Annotated in this window: 15 protein-coding genes; 7 read left to right on the top strand and 8 right to left on the bottom strand. The window is 64.5% G+C overall.

Annotated elements, in window-relative coordinates; all coding sequences use genetic code 11:
- Positions 1-10: 10 nt before the first annotated feature.
- The 4 genes from D619_RS0105050 to D619_RS15630 form a co-directional block, all read right to left on the bottom strand.
- Positions 11-3,070: an efflux RND transporter permease subunit gene (locus D619_RS0105050; protein ID WP_017667484.1), complete on the bottom strand. Its 3,060-nt coding sequence runs from the start codon at positions 3,068-3,070 to the stop codon at positions 11-13.
- On the bottom strand, positions 3,067-4,167 hold the full coding sequence (locus tag D619_RS0105045) for an efflux RND transporter periplasmic adaptor subunit (RefSeq protein ID WP_193743254.1): 1,101 nt from the start codon (positions 4,165-4,167) through the stop codon (positions 3,067-3,069). The genes D619_RS0105050 and D619_RS0105045 overlap by 4 nt, the downstream gene beginning before the upstream one ends.
- 200 nt (positions 4,168-4,367) lie before the next feature.
- Positions 4,368-4,691, bottom strand: coding sequence for a hypothetical protein (locus tag D619_RS0105040; protein ID WP_017667482.1), 324 nt, complete (start codon positions 4,689-4,691; stop codon positions 4,368-4,370).
- Complete coding sequence (locus D619_RS15630; RefSeq protein ID WP_033372982.1) at positions 4,675-4,902, bottom strand: hypothetical protein; 228 nt, start codon at positions 4,900-4,902, stop codon at positions 4,675-4,677. The genes D619_RS0105040 and D619_RS15630 overlap by 17 nt, the downstream gene beginning before the upstream one ends.
- A gap of 153 nt (positions 4,903-5,055) precedes the next feature.
- Between D619_RS15630 and D619_RS0105030 the strand changes: the two genes are divergently transcribed.
- Positions 5,056-5,733, top strand: coding sequence for a S24 family peptidase (locus tag D619_RS0105030; RefSeq protein ID WP_017667480.1), 678 nt, complete (start codon positions 5,056-5,058; stop codon positions 5,731-5,733).
- Between the two features lie 300 nt (positions 5,734-6,033).
- On the opposite strand, the gene D619_RS0105025 is transcribed toward D619_RS0105030, so the two are convergent.
- Both D619_RS0105025 and D619_RS0105020 read right to left on the bottom strand, forming a co-directional pair.
- Positions 6,034-7,086: a ribonucleotide-diphosphate reductase subunit beta gene (locus tag D619_RS0105025; RefSeq protein ID WP_017667479.1), complete on the bottom strand. Its 1,053-nt coding sequence runs from the start codon at positions 7,084-7,086 to the stop codon at positions 6,034-6,036.
- Between the two features lie 440 nt (positions 7,087-7,526).
- Positions 7,527-9,482: a ribonucleoside-diphosphate reductase subunit alpha gene (locus D619_RS0105020; RefSeq protein WP_017667478.1), complete on the bottom strand. Its 1,956-nt coding sequence runs from the start codon at positions 9,480-9,482 to the stop codon at positions 7,527-7,529.
- A 434-nt stretch (positions 9,483-9,916) separates the two neighbouring features.
- Here D619_RS0105020 and D619_RS0105015 point away from each other — a divergent pair, with 434 nt between their 5' ends.
- From D619_RS0105015 to D619_RS0105005, 3 genes are all read left to right on the top strand, one after another.
- Positions 9,917-11,440, top strand: coding sequence for a fumarate hydratase (locus tag D619_RS0105015; protein ID WP_017667477.1), 1,524 nt, complete (start codon positions 9,917-9,919; stop codon positions 11,438-11,440).
- Positions 11,441-11,450: 10 nt separating this feature from the next.
- Positions 11,451-12,113 (top strand): HAD family phosphatase, encoded by a 663-nt coding sequence (locus tag D619_RS0105010; RefSeq protein ID WP_017667476.1) that lies wholly within the window; start codon positions 11,451-11,453, stop codon positions 12,111-12,113.
- A gap of 83 nt (positions 12,114-12,196) precedes the next feature.
- Positions 12,197-12,763, top strand: a complete 567-nt coding sequence (locus D619_RS0105005) for a hypothetical protein (protein WP_017667475.1) — start codon at positions 12,197-12,199, stop codon at positions 12,761-12,763.
- Here D619_RS0105005 and D619_RS15625 read toward each other — a convergent pair.
- Positions 12,757-14,022 carry a serine hydrolase gene (locus tag D619_RS15625; protein WP_017667474.1) on the bottom strand — a complete coding sequence of 422 codons (1,266 nt, stop codon included), beginning with the start codon at positions 14,020-14,022 and terminating at the stop codon, positions 12,757-12,759. The genes D619_RS0105005 and D619_RS15625 overlap by 7 nt on opposite strands.
- Before the next feature lie 78 nt (positions 14,023-14,100).
- Here D619_RS15625 and D619_RS0104995 point away from each other — a divergent pair, with 78 nt between their 5' ends.
- Complete coding sequence (locus D619_RS0104995) at positions 14,101-14,601, top strand: RidA family protein (RefSeq protein ID WP_017667473.1); 501 nt, start codon at positions 14,101-14,103, stop codon at positions 14,599-14,601.
- The gene (locus D619_RS0104990) at positions 14,598-15,194 is read left to right on the top strand and encodes a pyridoxamine 5'-phosphate oxidase family protein (protein ID WP_017667472.1); all 597 of its coding nucleotides are present in this window, start codon (positions 14,598-14,600) and stop codon (positions 15,192-15,194) included. Before D619_RS0104995 ends, D619_RS0104990 begins: the two co-directional genes overlap by 4 nt.
- A 180-nt stretch (positions 15,195-15,374) precedes the next feature.
- On the opposite strand, the gene ettA is transcribed toward D619_RS0104990, so the two are convergent.
- The gene (ettA, locus tag D619_RS0104985) at positions 15,375-17,054 is read right to left on the bottom strand and encodes an energy-dependent translational throttle protein EttA (RefSeq protein WP_017667471.1); all 1,680 of its coding nucleotides are present in this window, start codon (positions 17,052-17,054) and stop codon (positions 15,375-15,377) included.
- A 135-nt stretch (positions 17,055-17,189) separates the two neighbouring features.
- Here ettA and D619_RS0104980 point away from each other — a divergent pair, with 135 nt between their 5' ends.
- On the top strand, positions 17,190-18,578 hold the full coding sequence (locus tag D619_RS0104980; RefSeq protein ID WP_026090728.1) for a M28 family peptidase: 1,389 nt from the start codon (positions 17,190-17,192) through the stop codon (positions 18,576-18,578).
- Positions 18,579-18,747: the final 169 nt, after the last annotated feature.

The following is an 18,747-nucleotide window of genomic DNA, read 5'->3' as shown; positions in this document are numbered from 1 at the left end:
AACAGGCGGCCTATTCTGCCGGAACCGCGATGGTCTTGTCGCCCTGTACGATCAGCAGATACATCACCGGCGTGACGACGCGGCTGAGCACGGTGGACGACACCAGCCCGCCGATGATCACCCAGGCCAGCGGCGAATAGAGGCCCGAGCCCGACAGCGCCAGCGGCAGCAGGCCGCCGATCGCCGTCACGCTGGTCAGCAGCACCGGCAGGAAGCGCACCTCGCCGGCTTCCTCGATGGCTTCGCGCAGCGGCCGGCCGGCTTCGCGCAGCTGCGTGGTGAAATCGACCAGCAACAGGCTGTTCTTGATCTCGATCCCGATCAGCGCGACGAAGCCGATGACAGCGGTATAGCTGAGGCTGTTGCCGGTGAGGAACAGCGCCACCAGCCCGCCGAACAGGCCGAGCGGGATGACCCCGGCCACCACCAATGTTTCACGGAAGCGGCCGAATTCAATCACCAGCACCGCCAAGATGCCGAACACCGCCAGCGCAATGATCGGGCCCAGCCCACCGAAACTGCGTGCCGCGGTTTCCGCTTCGCCGCCCACTTCGAAACGATAGCCTTCGGGCAGTTTCACCTTGCTCTGCACGGCCTTCACCACCGCGTCGTTCACCTTGGCGATGAGGTAGCCTTCCTGCACCTGCGCATCGACATAAACCACCCGGCTCTGGCGGGAACGGTTGATGCGCGGCGGCGCCGAATCAAGATAGGGTGTCGCAATTTCGCGCAGCGGCACCGCGCTCTGGTTGCCGGGCAGGTAGATATCATCAAGCACGCTGATATTGTGCCGCTCCGCCAGCGGCAGGCGCACGACAACATTATAGCTGTCGCCTTCCACATCGCGGAACCGCCCGGCGGTCTCGCCGGCCAGCGCCAGCCGCAGCGCCCGCCGCGGTGCACCCGGTGCCACACCCAAAAGGGCGGCCTTGTCGCTGTCCAACCCTAGATTGAGCCGCGGCGTATCGACCGCCACCGGATTGCGCACGTCGCGCGTGCCCGGCACGGTGCGCATCACCGCCTCGGTTTCTGCAGCCAGCCGTTTCAACACATCCAGTTCCGGCCCGATGATCCGCATCTGGATCGGCGCATCGATGGGCGGTCCGTTCTGGAAAATCTTCACCACGAACTGTGCATCCGGAACCTTGGCAAGCTTGGCGCGCAGACGCTCCACCATATCAGGGCTGCCGGGCTTGTCCCAGGCTTTCAGCGTCACCAGCACTTCGCCGATGTTGCTGCGCTGATCATTGTTGACCTGATTATAGAAGATACGCGGATTGGCGCGGCCGATATTGCTGGCAATGCCGGTCACGTTCGGTTCACCCTTCAGCGCTTCCTCCACGGCCAGCACGGCCCTGGTGGTGGCCGGAATGGCGGCGCCTTCGCTGGCTGTTACCTGCACGGTGAAATAGGGCGTTTCAGCCGGCGGAAACAGGCTGGAGCCGATCAGGGGTACCAGGCCAAAGCCGGACAGGATCAGCAGCGTCGAAACACCCATCGCCCGCCACGGATGCGTGAGGCCCCAATGCAGCACCGGCTGGTAAAAACGGTGGATGCCGCTGTTCACGGCCTGCAGGAAGCGGTTGCCATGCTCGCTTTCTTCGCGTGGCAACAGGCGGCTGGCCAGGAAAGGCACGATGGTGAGACTGACAAGCAGCGACGCCGCCACCGTGCCAAGCACCGCCACCGGCAGGCTGCGCGTGAACTTGCCGGCGCCTTCGGGCAGCATGGTGAGCGGCAGGAAGGCAAAGAGCAGCACGAACGTGCAGCCGATCACCGCCACGGCAATCTGGGTAGTGCCATCGATGGCGGCCTGTTCGCGCGTCTTGCCCATGCGCAGGTGGCGGGCGATATTTTCCGTCACCACGATGCTGTCATCCACCAGCAGGCCCAACGCGATGATGAAGCCTGAAATCGCCAGCTGGTTGAGGGTGAAGCCGCTCCATGCCAGCACGGCCACACCCATGGCGAGGCTGAGCGGCACCGATACCATCACCACGATACTCGCCCGCCAGCCCAAGGGCAGCAACGTGATCAGCACCAGGCCCAGCGCAATGCCGAAATCGCGGCCCAATTGCCCGAGCTTGCGGGCGATATCGTCGCTCTGGTCAAACGCCACATGCAATTGCACATCAGGCGGCAGCAGGTTGCGAAATTCATCTGCCGCTGCCACCGCGCCATTGCGGATATCGAGCACGTTGAGCCCATCCTTCTGGGTCATCGTCACCCACACCGCGCGCTTGCCGTTGTAACGGGCGAAATGCGGCTGTTCCTCATAGGCCCAGCCAACGCTGGCAATATCCTTCACCCGAACGATCCGGCCATCGCGGGCCCGCACGGGCTCATCGCCCACATCGGCAACCGACTTGTACGCACCGCCGGCCTGCACATTCAGCCGGGCTTCGCCGGATTGCACGGCGCCCGGTGGCAGATCCTGGCCACCACCGCGCAGCGCATCCGTAACTGCGGTGACCGGGATGCCGATCTGCGCCAAGCGACCGGTGTCGAGCGCCACCCGCATTTCCGGCGTGGGCAAGGCAAACACCCGCGCGGCCCGCACGCCCGGCACGCGGATCAGCCGCTCGCGCAGGTCCTTGGCAACTTTTTCCAGCCGACGGTAACTCGCCGTGTCTGATACCAGGGCGAATTGCAGCACGGCCGCTTCGGTGGTCCGCGATTTCTGGAATTCCAGCCGGGTCAGCGCGCTTGGCAAATTCTGCCGAATGGCGTTCACTTCGCGCACGATCTCGTCGTAGTTTTTCTCCGGATCGCCATCCCAGCTGAATTCGCCGGTGATGATGGCGGTGGAATCGGTCGATCGCGATTCCACCTTCACGATGCCATCAAGGCCCTGAATCACGTCCTCGATCGGCTTGGCGATCGTGGTTTCCATGTCGGCCGGCTCGGCGCCAGGCACGTTGGCGATCACGCTGATGAACGGCGACGGGAAATGCGGATCAACCGATCGTGGAATGGTGAAGAACGCCGAAAGCCCCAGCGCCGCCAGCGCCAGGAATATCACCAGCGTGATCTGCCAGCGCTGAATGGCAAAGCGGATGATGGCGTTCACTTGCCCGCCTGCCTCCCGGCAGGCACTGAATTTGGCGCGACCTCGATCACCTGGCCTTCACGCAGCCGATCTATGCCGGTCGTGGCCACCATTTCGCCGGGCTTCAGGCCGCCTGTCACCACCACGCCCTGCGGCCCGACGGTGCCCAGCGACACCAGCCGCTGCCGCACCCGCCGGGTTTCCGGCTCAAGCACATAGACAAAGCCTTCATCGGCCCGCGCCGAAAACACGGCCGTGGCCGGCACCAGCAAGGGCGCCCCCGGTTCCGCCGGGCCGAGCACCAATCGCGCGCTGCCGATCTGACCAGAAGCGAGGCGGGCATTGGCCGGCAGCTTCACTTCGATGCGGAACGTGCCGGTGCCATCATCGCCGCGCGCGCCCACTTCGCTCACCTGGCCCTGCATCGATTCGTTGCCCAGCGCCGGAATGGTCACCGTCGCCGGCTGACCCTGCCGCACCCGTGCGGCATCACGGTCGGCCAGCGGAAGCCGCATCACAAAGCCTTGATTCAGCTCGCCAATGGTCAATATGGCCTGGCCCGGCTGGGCGATCTGGCCCGGCTCTCCGGGCCGCGCCAGCACGATGCCGCCGGAAGGGGCCCGCAAACTGGCCAAGGTGATGTCAAAGCGTGCCGCCCGTGCCCGTGCCTGCGCCGCCGCCATCGTTGCCCGCGCCTGCTCGACGCGCGGCGCCGTCACCCAGCCCTTGGCAAACAGATCTTCGGCACGCCTCACATCGGCCTGCGCCCGCACCACTTCGGCGGCGGCAGACGCCTGGTTCGCCCCCAGCGCCGTGGTGTCGAGCCGCGCCAGCAACTGCCCGGCCTGCACCCGATCACCTTCGCGCACCAGGATGGCCGCGATGCGCCCCGGCGTGTTGAAGGCCAGCGGCGTTTCGCGCTTCAGCCGCACGGTGCCGGCCACATCAAGCGCGGTCACGCCGCTCACCGGCGCCACGCTCACCACCCGCACCGGCAGGGCCGGGCCGGGCTGCGCTTGCGGCGCAGCCGGTTCGCCGCACGCCGCCAGCAGGATTGAAAGGAAGAAGATGGCCGGGATGCCAGTGCCCGGCGCGCGGCCTGCGGCTCTGGTTGCCATGTCCAAGGTGACCATATGCGCCCGCCGACCCCGTTGCTGCCGGCCGAAGGGCCGTTTTGATTGCCACTCATATCTTGCCCACACGCCAAACGGCTGGCAAGTTTTTTTGAGCGCCGCTCAACTTTGTCGCAGGTCAGGGGCCCCGCCGGCGCCAGCACGCCCGGCGCGTGCTGGCGAGGCAGGTGACGGCCTTCGTCCGTTCAGTCGTTGATCACCAGGACGCAGATGGTCATGGCCACGCCCGTGTCATCCGCCGTGCCGGGTTCGATCACGGCTTCCGCCACGATCTGGCCCGGGATGCTGATCGCCGCTTGCGGCAGGCGCTCCCCCAGGGCGGCCATGGCAGCCGCTGCACCCGGACCATCCAGGCGGACATCCAGTTCATGGCGGCTGCCGGTCAGGGTCAGGCTGGCCCAATCACGGGCTCGCAGTTCTTCGATCACCAGCATCGCGCCATAAGGGGCCGCGATGGCGGCCGCCGCCCGCAGGATGGCAGATTGGGCTTTGTCACAATGCGGTCGCATGAGGACCCTCCATCCGGCTGTTGGCGATGCGAAGTTGGGATTCGGTGCTGGCAATATGGGCCAGCACGCGGTCACGGGTGGCGGCGCGCGGTTCGCGGCCACGTCGCAGGTCGAACACAAGTCGCGGATCACCGGTCACCAACCGGCCAAAGCGCGAGGGTGGTACGCTGTGAGCGCGCAAATGGCGCTCCACGACAGGCAACAAGCTCATGTCGTTCACTCCCTATTCGGATTGGACACAATATCAGCCTATCCCTCGCGATACGGCTGATGTCTCACTTTATTCCTATCCAAATCCTACTAGTCTAGGGAAAAAACTACTGTTATAGGCCCTTTCGTGGGCTTGGAGAGGAGGCCCACACCTATGGACAGCACCGCCATCCGGTCACGGTTGGATGCGCTGATCGCATCGCGTGGCGAGGATTATGCCTCGCTCTCACGCCTGCTCGGTCGCAATGCCAGCTATATTCAACAGTTTATCAAACGCGGCGTGCCGCGCCGCCTGTCGGAATCCGATCGGCGCATACTCTCCCACCATTTCGGCATCGCCGAACATCTGCTCGGCGGCCCCGCCGAAGAAGGCCGTGCGATTCTGCCGCGCCCCGGCCTCGCCCGCGCCGCCGACGATTATGTGCTGATCCCCCACTACCAGGTCCGCGCCTCCGCAGGCCCCGGCGCCCTGCCCGATGCCGAAACCCCAACAGCCCGCATCGCCTTCCAGGCCGGCTTCATCCGCGATCTCGCCCAATCCCCCCCCGAAGCCCTCGCCATCCTCTCCGTCGAAGGCGATTCGATGCTGCCCACCCTCGCCCACGGCGACCAGATCCTGATCGACACCAACGACCAATCCGCCGCCCGCGACGGCATCTACGTGCTGCGCGTCGACGACTCCCTCCTCGTCAAACGCCTCTCCCTCCACCCCGCAACCCGCCGCCTCACCATCAATTCCGACAACGACGCCTACCCCAGCTGGCCCGACTGCGACCCGGGCGCGATCCACATCATCGGACGGGTGGTGTGGGTCGGACGGAAACTGAGCTGAGAACAGGCAATTTCCTTTCTGGGAAAAGGAAGAAGGAGGGCCTCCGGCGGGCAGGGACTCAGTCCCTGCACCCGTTTGTTGGGGATGGTTCTCACTGCACGGCCGTCGCTCCGGACTTGATCCGGGTTCCGCTGACTTCGGTCGACCGGCACGGGGGCACCAAAAGGGAAAAGCCTGCCGCCAAAGGCAGCAGGCTCGATTCCATGTCAATATCGGCGAACGCGCTGATATCGGGTGCCGGCTCCAGCGAACGGGTGCAGGGACTGATTCCCTGCCCGCCGGAGGCCCCTTTGTTGCCTCTTACTCCGCAGCCACGCCCAGCAACCCACCCTGGGCGTCATCCGCATTCGCCGGCGCACTTTCACTGGCGATCTTGGCGGCCTTGCGGCTGTCGAAGGCGGTCCACACTTCGTTCCAGTCGCCCTTGGTCGCGGCCTTCGAATATTCGGTGGCGCGGGCTTCGAAGAAGTTGGCGTGTTCCACACCGTTGAGCAGCGGGGTGAGCCAGGGTAGCGGGTGTTCCTCGATCATGTAGATCGGAGCCAAGCCCAGCTGCTTCAGACGCCAATCGGCGATGTAGCGGACGTAGCGCTTGATATCCTTGGGCGCCATGCCGGAAACCGGGCCCTGTTCGAAGGCCAGATCGATGAACGCGTCTTCCAGGCGCACGGTGCGCTGGCACACGTCGGCGATGTCGTCGCGGATCTTGCTGGTGAGCACCCCGGTTTCGGCACAGAAGGCGTGGAACAGCTTCACGATGCCTTCGCAGTGCAGCGATTCATCGCGCACGCTCCACGAAACGATCTGGCCCATGCCCTTCATCTTGTTGAAGCGCGGGAAGTTCATCAGCATGGCAAACGACGCAAACAGCTGCAGGCCTTCGGTGAAGCCGCCGAACATCGCCAAGGTCTTGGCGATATCCTCGTTGCTGCCCACGCCGAACGTGTTCATGTAATCATGCTTGTCGCGCATTTCCTTGTAATTCAGGAACGCGCTATACTCGCTCTCGGGCATGCCGATCGTATCGAGCAGGTGACTGTAGGCCGCGATGTGGATCGTTTCCATGTTGGAGAACGAGGTCAGCATCATCTTGACTTCGGTTGGCTTGAACACGCTGCCATATTTATCGTGGTAGCAATCCTGCACCTCGACATCGGCCTGCGTGAAGAATCGGAAAATCTGGGTGAGCAGGTTGCGCTCGTGATCGGTCAGCTTTTGCGCCCAGTCACGGCAATCCTCGCCCAGCGGCACCTCTTCCGGCATCCAGTGGATCTGTTGTTGACGTTTCCAGAAGTCATAGGCCCAGGGATATTCAAACGGCTTGTACGACTTGGATGCCTGAAGCAACGGCATGGTTCAAAATCCTGCGCTAATGATTGAAGAAACAACAGAAAAACTAGGCCTTCGGCGGACAGGGGCCGAACCCCTGCACCCACCCTTCGCCGGTGCCTGGGCCATCAGTGGGCCAGCCCGGAACGCCTGCGAAGGTGAGGACAATGTTGCACGGCTGGTGCGCCTTGCACCCGCACCAGCCGTGGAACATGAGAACTTTGCCTGCAGCGCTGCGACACCCGATGGCATCGGCAAACATCCACTGGAGGCGATACGCATCCCGCCGAAGGCACGCCCACTCGCAACTTTGGCCCCGGCATGAACAACCATCTGGCCTACGGTTGGGAGGGGGTCGTGGCCACACGTCGTGGAGTGCATCGCCACGACCCCCTCACCGTCCAGCCGGGCAGCATCCCGGCCGGTGGATCGCCCCGCGGAATGGCAGGGCAAGCTGAAACGCATCACTGACAAGCAAGACACTCGTCGTAATCACGCCGCTCTACCTGGATCACGGGGGCTTCGCTCGTATTGTCGGCTTCAACGCCGCCGGCGAACCCAGCCCGCTGTACACTCATCGAGCGGAGATAATAAAGCGATTTGATGCCCAGTTCCCAGGCGCGATAGTGGAGCATCAAGAGATCCCACTTTTCGACATCGGCCGGGATGAACAGGTTCAGCGACTGCGCCTGATCGATATAAGGCGTGCGATCGGCCGCCAACTCGATCAGCCAGCGCTGATCAATCTCGAAGGCGGTGCGATAGGTGGCCTTTTCGTCGGCGGTGAGGAAATCCAGGTGCTGCACCGAACCGCCGCGCTCCAGGATCGAATTCCACACCGCATCGCTGTTCTTCGCCTTGGAAATGAACAGTTTTTCCAGGTAGGGATTCTTGACGACAAAGCTGCCCGAAAGCGTCTTGTGGGTATAGACATTGGCGGGGATCGGCTCGACGCAGGCCGAGGTGCCGCCACAGATGATGGAAATGCTGGCTGTCGGCGCAATCGCCATCTTGCAACTGAACCGTTCCATCACGCCCATGTCTGCGGCATCCGGGCAGGGTCCGCGCTCCACGGCGAGATTCATCGACGCCTGGTCGACCTGAGCGCGGATATGCTTGAAGATCTTCTTGTTCCAGCTCTTGGCCATTGCGCCTTCAAACGGCAGCCCGCGCGCCTGGAAGAAGCTGTGCAGGCCCATCACGCCCAGGCCCACCGAACGTTCGCGTGATGCGGCATAGGCGGCGCGCGCCATCGCCGGTTCGGACCGGTCGATATAATCCTGCAGCACGTTGTCGAGAAAGCGCATGCAATCCTCGATGAACAGCGGATCATCGTGCCACTGGTCCCAGGTTTCGATGTTCAGCGACGACAGGCAGCACACGGCTGTGCGATCATTGCCGAGATGATCGGTGCCAGTGGGCAGGGTGATTTCCGAGCACAGGTTCGATGTCGACACCTTGAGCCCCAGATCACGCTGGTGCTTGGGCATGGTCCGGTTCACTTCATCGATGAAGATGATGTAGGGCTCGCCGGTGGCCAGGCGGGTTTCCACCAGCTTGGTGAACAGCGCGCGGGCATCGACCTCGGCACGCTTCTCGCCGGTCTTCGGGCTGACCAGATCGAACTTGTCGCCGTCGCGCACCGCTTCCATGAACTTGTCGGTGATCAGCACGCCGTGATGCAGGTTCAACGCCTTGCGGTTGAAATCGCCCGACGGCTTGCGGATTTCGAGGAACTCCTCGATCTCCGGATGGCTGATGTCGAGATAGACAGCCGCCGAACCGCGGCGCAGCGAACCCTGGCTGATCGCCAGCGTCAGGCTGTCCATCACCCGCACGAACGGGATGATGCCGCTGGTCTTGCCGTTGAGGCCGACCGGCTCGCCAATGCCGCGCACATTGCCCCAATAGGTGCCGATGCCGCCGCCGCGCGAAGCCAGCCACACATTCTCGTTCCAGGTGCCGACGATGCCATCCAGGCTGTCAGACACGCTGTTCAGATAGCAGCTGATCGGCAGGCCACGGCCGGTGCCGCCGTTGGAGAGCACCGGAGTCGCCGGCATGAACCACAGCTTCGACACATAATCATACAGGCGCTGGGCATGTTCGGCATTGTCGGCATAGGCGGCGGCCACGCGGGCAAACAGGTCCTGATAGGATTCGCCCGGCAGGAGATAGCGGTCGTCCAGCGTGTCCTTGCCGAAATCGGTGAGCAGCGCGTCGCGGCTGCGATCCACCGTCACCGGGAAGCGCCACGGCATGACCTCGCTGCTGCCGGGCTTGGCCGGCTTGGCGGTCGCAGCCGAAGCCGCGGCCTGCGCCAGCACACCGGCCGCCATGCTCGCCGCCAAAGCAGCGCCAGCGTCGGCGGAGTCGGTCGTGTGATCGGCGGTGGTCAAACCGGCGCTACTGTCAGTCATGCGAAACTCGCTCATTGTCACTTATGCCCCTCAATCATACGAGGGGAACAAATCGGGGTCACGCGCCTTCTTTGCCGCAGCGACACTTGTCCCCGATATCCACAGGCCGGTTCGCCCTACCGCCCGTGTGTCCCCCGCCCGGAACCACCACAACTTGTGTCTGGCTGGCTCCGATACGCTAGCGATAGTGCCACAGCCGATTCCGCGCGCAAGCCCCAATGTTTGCTTGACGTGCCCGAAACGGTTGAATCGGCTTGGATTCATCCACAGGCTGGCGACGCGCTGGCGCCCGGGGGATTCGTGTCATCAAGGGCTTATGTAAACTTCCTGCAACACGGCCACAGCCAGGCCCCGTGAAAATATGGACGCTTCGCCGCGCCCGGCCTACAGATTGGCCAGCAACCCGTGACCAAAAGGCAACAGGATTCCCCCCCATGACCGCTACGACCGTGATCCGCGAAGAGGATGTCATCACCTCCGTGGCCGATGCGCTGCAGTATATCAGCTATTTCCACCCGATGGATTATATCCGCGCGCTTGGCCGCGCCTATGAACTGGAAGAATCGCCGGCCGCCAGGGACGCCATCGCCCAGATCCTCACCAACAGCCGCATGTGCGCCGAAGGCCATCGCCCGATCTGCCAGGATACCGGCATCGTGGTCGCCTTCGTCAAAGTTGGCATGAATGTCCGCTGGCAAGCCACGAAAACTGTTCAGGAAATGGTGAACGAAGGCGTGCGCCGGGCCTATCTGCACCCCGAAAACAAGCTGCGCGCCTCCATCGTCGCCGATCCGGCCTTCACCCGGGTGAACACCCGCGACAACACGCCGGCCGTGGTCCACATCGAACTGGTCCCCGGTGACCATGTCGAAATCATCGTTTCGGCCAAGGGCGGCGGCAGCGAGAACAAGGCGAAATTCGCCATGCTCAACCCCAGCGATTCGATCCGCGACTGGGTGGTGAACACCGTGCCGCTGATGGGTGCCGGCTGGTGCCCGCCCGGCATGCTGGGCATCGGCATCGGAGGTTCGGCGGAAAAGGCGATGATCCTGGCCAAGGAATCGCTGATGGAGCCGATCGACATGGCCGAGCTGAAGGCGCGTGGGCCGAAGACGCCGATCGAGGAGCTGCGGATCGAGCTTTACGATGCGGTCAACGATCTCGGCATCGGTGCGCAGGGGCTGGGCGGGCTTTCGACCATCCTGGATGTGAAGATCCTCGACACGCCCACCCACGCCGCGTCGAAACCCATTGCCATGATCCCCAATTGCGCCGCCACCCGCCACGCGCACTTCACCCTCACTGGCAATGGCCCCGCCTATCTTGAGCCGCCGAAGCTGGAGGACTGGCCGCAGGTGCACTGGACGCCGGACAAGGCCTCGAAGCCGGTCAATCTCGACACGCTCACCCCGGCCGAGGTGGCGAGCTGGAAACCGGGCGACCGGCTGCTGCTGTCGGGCAAGATGCTCACCGGCCGCGATGCCGCGCACAAGCGCATGACCGACATGCTGGCGAAGGGCGAGGCCCTGCCGGTCGATTTCACCAACCGCGTCATCTATTATGTCGGCCCGGTCGATCCGGTGGGCGATGAAGTCGTCGGCCCCGCCGGCCCGACCACCGCCACCCGCATGGACAAGTTCACCGAGACCATGCTGGCGCAGACCGGCCTGATCGCCATGATCGGCAAGGCCGAACGCGGGCCGATGGGCATCGAGGCGATCAAGCGCCACAAGGCCGCCTATCTGATGGCGGTGGGCGGCGCCGCCTATCTGGTGGCCAAGGCGATCAAGGCTGCCCGAGTGGTGGCGTTCGAGGATCTGGGCATGGAAGCGATTTACGAATTTGAAGTCAAAGACATGCCGGTGACTGTTGCGGTTGATTCTGAAGGCACCAGCGTCCACCAGACCGGCCCGGCCGACTGGAAAGCCCGCATCGCCCGCGCCAAGCAATCCGCCTGACTGTCCTCACATGATAATAGTCCGCCCGGCGGCCATCCTGTTCGACATGGACGGCCTGCTGCTCGATACGGAACGGCTGATCCGCGATGCCATGATCGCGGCGATGGGCGATCTGGGTTTTGCCATGACCGGCGCCGATTATGCCGAACTGATCGGACGGCCGGAACCGGCGAGCCAGGCGATCATGCAGGCGCGCTTTGGCGCCGAACTGGATTATGATGCGATGCGGGCCGAGGTTCGGCGGCGCATCCGGGAAGAATGGGGCCCGATCCGGCCCTTGAAGCCCGGCGCGGCGGCGCTGCTGGCGCAGGTGAATAGGGCCGGCATCCCGGCTGCCGTGGTCACCTCGTCCGAACAGGCGCTGGCCCGCGCGCATCTGGGCCATGTCGGTCTGCTGGATGGGTTTGCCACCATCGTCGGCTGCGACGACGTTGCCAACGGCAAGCCACATCCCGAACCCTATCGCACCGCCGCCGCCCGCCTTGGTATCGCGCCCGGCGCCGCGCTGGCGCTGGAAGACAGTCACAACGGTATCATCGCCGCCCACATGGCGGGCGTGCCGGTGATCATGGTGCCCGATCTGCTGCCCGCCACACCCGATATCAGGCCGCGCCTGCTGGCCGTGGCCGATGATCTGCACCAGGTCGGCCGCTGGCTGGCGGATACACGCTGACCCGGAAGCAGCGTTCAGCTTGCTGAAAGCTGGCCTGATGTTGATTGCAGGACGGCAAGACCATCGTTGCGGGAGAGGGAATCATGCACAACATCAAGGCGCTGGCATCGATGCCAGCGAAGGGGACACATGTCTTCACCATGCTGTCCCTGCTGGCCCTCGCCGCGTGCAGTACCGGCATGCGACCGCCGCCGCAGGCAGCCGCACCGCCAACACAGGTGACGGCCGTGGTCCCCACTGCCCCCACCCGCATCGTGCCCGATGCCGTGGCAGCCAGCGCCGAAGTGGTGTGGGCGCTGCGCGGCGGCCTGAACGTGGCAGCGCTGATCTGTCAGAATCGTGCACTGGCAGCAGATTACAACCAGATCCTGAAAACCCATCGCAATGTCTTGAACGAAGCCTATGCCGCCGAACAGGCGCGCTATCGCCAGCAGCATGGCAGCGCCGGCCTGGCCCGCCACGATGTTGCAATGACCCGGCTGTACAACGGCTTTGCCAGCGTGCCGGATCGCCGGCGTTTCTGCACGCAGGCCAGCCGCGTTGCCGATGAACTGTTGACCCTGCCCTCGGCCGATGTGCCGCGCATCGCCGCCCGCGCGCTCACCACCATGGAACCCGGCGCGATGCGACTGGTGAACAGCGCTTATTGAAGCGCCGCCACCACCGCATCATAGGCCGGCACCGTCACGGCCGCATTGCCGCGGTTGCTCGCCACCGGATGGCTGCCCAGCCGGGCAATCACCACGCCGGCGCCGCGATCGACATAAATGCCCTGGCCGTGCACACCCATCGCCATCAATTGCCCGCCGGCGCGGTGCCACCACTGGCTGCCATAATTGCCATCCAGATTGCCGGTGTACTGGCAGGCGACGAACGCCGCCGGCTCACCGCCGGCAAAGATGTGCTCCACCACGGCTTTGGGGACGATCTGCGCGCCATTGAAGTGCCCGCCCAGCCGCATCATCTCGCCAATGCGGGCAATATCGCGCAATGATGCCATCAGGCCGCCGCCGCCAAAGCCGGTGCCCAGCCGATCCACCCCCAGCGCCGCATCATGGTCCATGCCCATCCGCGCCCAGAAGCGCGCTTCGATCTGTGCCGACAGGGGCTGGCCTTCGATACGCTCGATGATCCATTGCAGCGCCGTGGTGTTGGGCGTGCGATAGACGAAATCGCCACCATGGGGCGCGTTCTTGCCCAGGCTCGCGGTAAAGGCGAAATTTCCGTCCGGCCCCTCGTAATCGGCCAGGCGCGGCACCCAGCCGGTGGCGATGCTCATGCGCTGCACATCGGTGAGGCCGGTCTGGCCAGGCACATAATCTTCGGAGAAGGCAAGGCCCGTGCGCATGTCCAATATCTCGCGCACGGTTGCATCGCCAAGGCCAGAGCCAGTCAGTTCAGCCACATAGACCTGCGCCTTCGCATCCGGGTTGAGCTTGCCTTCGTCGATCAGCAGCTCGGCAATGGTGCCGACAAAGCTTTTCGTCACGGAGAAGAGGATATGCTGCGTGGCCGGCGTGGTGACGCCGAAATAGCGTTCATGGATCACCACGCCATCCTTCATGATCAGGATCGCGTCGGTGTAGGTCGCCGCCAGCGATTCCCGCCACGTCATCACTTGTCCGTCCAGCGTCGTCAGCCGCACATCATCCACATCATCGCGCAAGTCCACCGGCAGCACGCTCACCGGGCCGGCGCGCCCGATATTCACCGTCGGCACCAGTTCGCGCATGTGCGAAAAGGCCCAGCGCTGCTGCGGGAAGCGCCACATCGAACCATCGGTCCAGCGCACCTGTTTGTCGGGCGGCACCGGCGCGCCCTGCATCAGGCCCAGCACTGCCGGATCGGTTTCGGCAGCGCTGCCATTCTGGCCATGGGCAAAGCCCGGTACGTGATGCGATGCGGCCATGACCGGCCCTCCCCTGTTTGCGGTTGTTGGCCTTGATGCTAGGCGGGTGGGGTGAACCCGGCAAGGAGTCCCCGGCTTATGCGCATCGCTCTCATCGCTCTCGCCCTTCTGGCCAGCCCGGCGCTTGCCGAAACCCCGGAACAGCGGCTGGCCAAGGCAGGCCTCACCCTGCCGCCGCCCAACGCGCCGATCGGCCTGTATGTGCCAGCCGCGCGGGTGGGCAAATTGCTGTTCCTGGCCGGCCACGGCGAATGCCCGGCGGGCGGTGCCGGCAAGCTGGGCGCGACGATGGACGTGGCCGCCGGCAAGGCCCATGCGCAGCGCGTTGGCCTGTGCCTGCTGGCGACCCTGAAGGCCGAGCTGGGCGAACTGAGCCGCGTGAAGCGCGTGGTAAAGGTGATGGGCCTGGTCAACGCCACGCCGGAATTCACCCAGCATCCCGAAGTGATGAACGGCTTTTCCGAAGTGATGGTCACCGCGTTCGGCGATGCCGGCAAGGCGCCCCGCGTCGCCGCCGGCGCCGGCAGCCTGCCGCGCGGCTGGCCGGTGGAGGTGGATGCGATTGTTGAAGTGAAATGAGGCCGGAAGACTCGCTCCCCGACATACGCGCCCACGCCTGGAGCCTGCTGGTGCGCGGCGGGGCAGACCGCAAGAGCCCCATCCACACGCCGGTGATCGCCAGCGTGGACGCGGATGGCCTGCCCCATGCCCGCGTGATGGTGCTGCGCAAGGCCGATCCCGCCACGTCCACACTGCGCCTCCACACCGACGCGCGCAGCCCCAAGGTGGCGCAACTGGATGGCAAGCCGGTCGCCGTGCTGGCCTATCACCCAGCCGAACAGGTGCAATTGCGCCTCTCCGGCACCGCGCGGATCGGTCGCAGCGTCGGCGAAGTGGACTCGATCTGGGAACAATCCACCTTGTTCGCCCGCCGGTGCTACCTGGCCGAGCAGGCCCCCGGCACCCCCATGCCCGGCCCATCGTCGGGCCTGCCGGCGTGGATCGAGGGCGAACAGCCGACCGCCGAGCAGATCATGCCGGCCCGGGCAAATTTTGCCGTGCTGTGGGTGGGGGTGACGGCGATCGACTGGTTGCACCTCGCCAACAGCGGCCACCGCCGGGCGATGTTCCGCGCGAGCGACGGCTGGGCGGGGGAGTGGGTCGCGCCGTGAGGACGCGGTAACGCGGCCGGCGGCAAAGCCGCCGAGTCCGCTGCCTCATGGAAAAGGAAACAAGGAAGAGGGCGGCAAAGTCGCGCCGTCGAAGCTGTTCGGCTGGCCTGACAGCCAGCCGCCAGCCCGGCCGCCCTTGATCAAATCCGAAATTATCGCACCGCGATAATTTCTGGCCGATCAGCGTGTCAGCTTCTTGTACGTCAGCGCATGCGGACGATCCGCAGCGTCGCCCAGGCGCCGCCGCTTGTCTTCCTCATACATCTGGAAATTGCCTTCGAACCATTCGACATGGCTGTCGCCTTCGAACGCCAGGATGTGCGTCGCCAGGCGATCGAGGAAGAAGCGATCGTGGCTGATGACCACGGCGCAACCGGCAAAGCTTTCCAGCGCTTCTTCCAGCGCACGCAGGGTTTCCACATCGAGATCGTTGGTCGGTTCGTCGAGCAGCAGCACGTTGCCGCCCTTCACCAGCATCTTGGCCATGTGGACGCGGTTGCGTTCACCACCCGACAGCAGGCCCACCTTCTTCTGCTGGTCCGGCCCCTTGAAGTTGAACGCGCCCACGTAAGCGCGGGTCAGCACCTCGTTCTTGCCGAAATAGAATTTGTCGTTGCCGCCGCTGATTTCTTCCCAAACATTCTTGTTGGGGTCGAGCGCGTCGCGGCTCTGGTCGACATAGGCCATCTTCACCGTTTCACCGATGGCGATCTCGCCGCTATCGGGGACTTCCTGGCCGGTGATGATGCGGAACAGCGTCGTCTTGCCCGCGCCGTTCGGCCCGATGATGCCGACGATGCCGCCGGGCGGCAGGCTGAACGACAGATTCTCGAACAGCAATTTTTCGCCATAGCTCTTGGTGAGGTTCTTCGCCTCGATCACGCGGTTGCCCAGGCGTTCCGGCACCTGGATCAGGATCTGGGCTTCACCCAGGCGGCGGTTGGCCTGTTTTTCCACCAGTTCGTCAAAGGCCTTGATGCGGGCCTTGCTCTTGGTCTGGCGGGCCTTGGGCGAGGCGCGGATCCACTCCAGTTCCTGCTTGATGGCCTTCTCGCGGCTGGCGTCTTCCCGCTCTTCCTGGCCCAGGCGCTTCTGCTTGGCTTCCAGCCAGTCGGAATAATTGCCTTCGAACGGAATGGCGCGGCCGCGATCCAGTTCGAGAACCCATTTCACCACATTATCAAGGAAGTAGCGATCGTGGGTAACCAGGATCACCATGCCCTTATATTCTTTCAGGTGATTTTCCAGCCACGACACGGATTCCGCGTCGAGGTGGTTGGTCGGTTCGTCGAGCAGCAGGATTTCCGGCTTTTCCAGCAGCAGCTTGCACAGCGCGACGCGGCGTTTTTCACCGCCGGAAAGCTTTTCAACTCCGCTGTTGCCCGGCGGGCAGCGCAGCGCGTCCATGGCGATTTCCAGCTGGTTGTCGAGCGTCCAGCCATCCACCGCGTCGATCTTTTCCTGCAGCGTGCCCATTTCCTCGAGCAGCTTGTCGAAATCGGTATCGTCCTTGGGATCGGCCATCTCGGCGCTGATGGCGTTGAAACGGTCCACCAGATCGGCCACGGGGCGCACCCCGTCCATCACGTTGCCCTTCACGTCCTTGCTGGGATCCAGATGCGGTTCCTGCGGCAGGTAACCCACCTTCACGCCCTCGGCCGCCCAGGCTTCGCCCTGGAACTCCTTGTCGATGCCGGCGATCACCTTCATCAGGGTCGATTTGCCGGCGCCGTTGGGGCCGATGATGGCGATCTTCGCCCCCGGCAGGAACGACAGGGTGATATCCTTGAAACAGGGCTTGTTGGCGCCGGGATAGGTCTTGGAAAGACCCTTCATCACGAACGCATATTGATAGGCCACGGGAAGGCTCCGGATTCTGGATGTTGGCAGGGACGCGGCTGCATTAGCCGATGGGCGCGGTGGGCGCAAACGCGTCGATTGACCGGGGCGCGCGATCGCCGCACAAGGACCGCGGCTCGACCAAGGGGAAGTTCCATGCGCCAACCGATGATTTCTCTGGCCCTGCTCGGCCTGCTGGCCGCCACCACCGGCCAGGCGCAGACGGCAAGCCCTGCCGGGCGGATCGAAACGGCGGCGAAACTGCGGGATGCCGCCCTGGCCGACAACAAGGCCTGGGCCCTGCTGAGCGACCTGACCGACACGGTTGGCCCCCGCCTTGCTGCCAGCGAAGCCGAAGCGCGTGGCCGAGTGTGGGCCAAGACCGCCTTGCAGAAATTGGGCTTCGTCAACATCCGCGAGGAAGCCTTCCCGATGACCGCGTGGGAGCGCGGCACCGCCAGTGCCAGCATCGTTGGCAGCAATCACGCGCTGGCCATCACGGCGCTGGGCACATCGGGCGCCACCCCAAAGGGCGGGCTCACTGCGCCGGTCAGCTGTTTCGACAATCTGGCCGCCATGCGCGCCGCCCCCGTTTCCGAAGTGAAAGGCCGCATTGTCTTCATCGATCACCGCATGACCATCACCCAGGATGGCAGCAGCTATGGCGTCAACGGCGGCGTGCGCCGGATCGGCCCGGCATTGGCGGCGCAAAAGGGCGCGGCGGCCGTGATGATCCGCAGTCTCGCTACCGATTATCACCGCAACCCGCATACCGGCTCCACCGGCTTTCCCGCGGGGGTGACGCCCATTCCCGCCGTGGCGCTGGCGCTGCCCGATGCCGAACTGCTGGCGCGGCGCTGCGCAGCCGGGCCGGTGACGGTGCAGCTGATCTCCACTCCCGTCAGCAAGCCAGGCCAATCCGCCAATGTCTCCGCCGAAATCCCCGGCACCGTGCCCGGTGAGATCGTGGTGCTGGGCGGCCATCTCGACAGCTGGGATCTGGGCCACGGCGTGTTTGACGATGGCGCCGGCGTTGCCATCACCATGGCAGCCGCAGCGGCCATCAAGTCACATGTGGACCGCACCGGCCAGGCCCCGCGCCGCACCATCCGGATCGTGCTGTGGGGTGCCGAGGAATTCGGCGTGATCGGCGGCCGCGCCTATGCCGCTGCGCACGCAGCCGAAAATATCGTGCTGGCCGGCGAAAGCGATGCCGGCGCTGACCGCATCTACAATGTCGGATCGCGGGTGGCTGAAACCGGCCTGCCGCTGTTTGGCGAAATCGGGGCACTATTGGCCCCCCTCGGCGTGCAGCCCGACAGCAGCAACAAATCGGGCGGCGGTGCCGATGTTGGACCACTGGCCGCGCTGGGCGCCGGCGTCCTCGATCTGGGGCAGGACATGACACGCTATTTCGACGTGCACCACACGCCTGACGACACGCTGGACAAGGTGGACCGCAAGCAGCTCGATCAGAACGTCGCGGCGTGGACAGCAGCGATCTGGTTGGCGGCAACGGATGACCGACCGCTCAGGACGAAGTGAGCGCGATCGAGGTGATAGAGCGGGTAAACGGCAGAAAACAGCCCCCGGCGGGCAGGCCTGAGGCCTGCACCCATTTGTCCTGATATGCCATTGGCGTGAACGTTGTTCCTGGTCAGACCTGGACGAAAGTGGGTCCCGCGGCACAGGCCCTGCCCGCCGGAGGTCCGTT

The organism is Sandarakinorhabdus sp. AAP62 (assembly GCF_000331225.1).
Lineage (GTDB): Bacteria > Pseudomonadota > Alphaproteobacteria > Sphingomonadales > Sphingomonadaceae > Sandarakinorhabdus.
The sequence above is the reverse complement of the archived record's forward strand: the minus strand, read 5'-3'. Positions and strand labels throughout refer to the sequence as shown.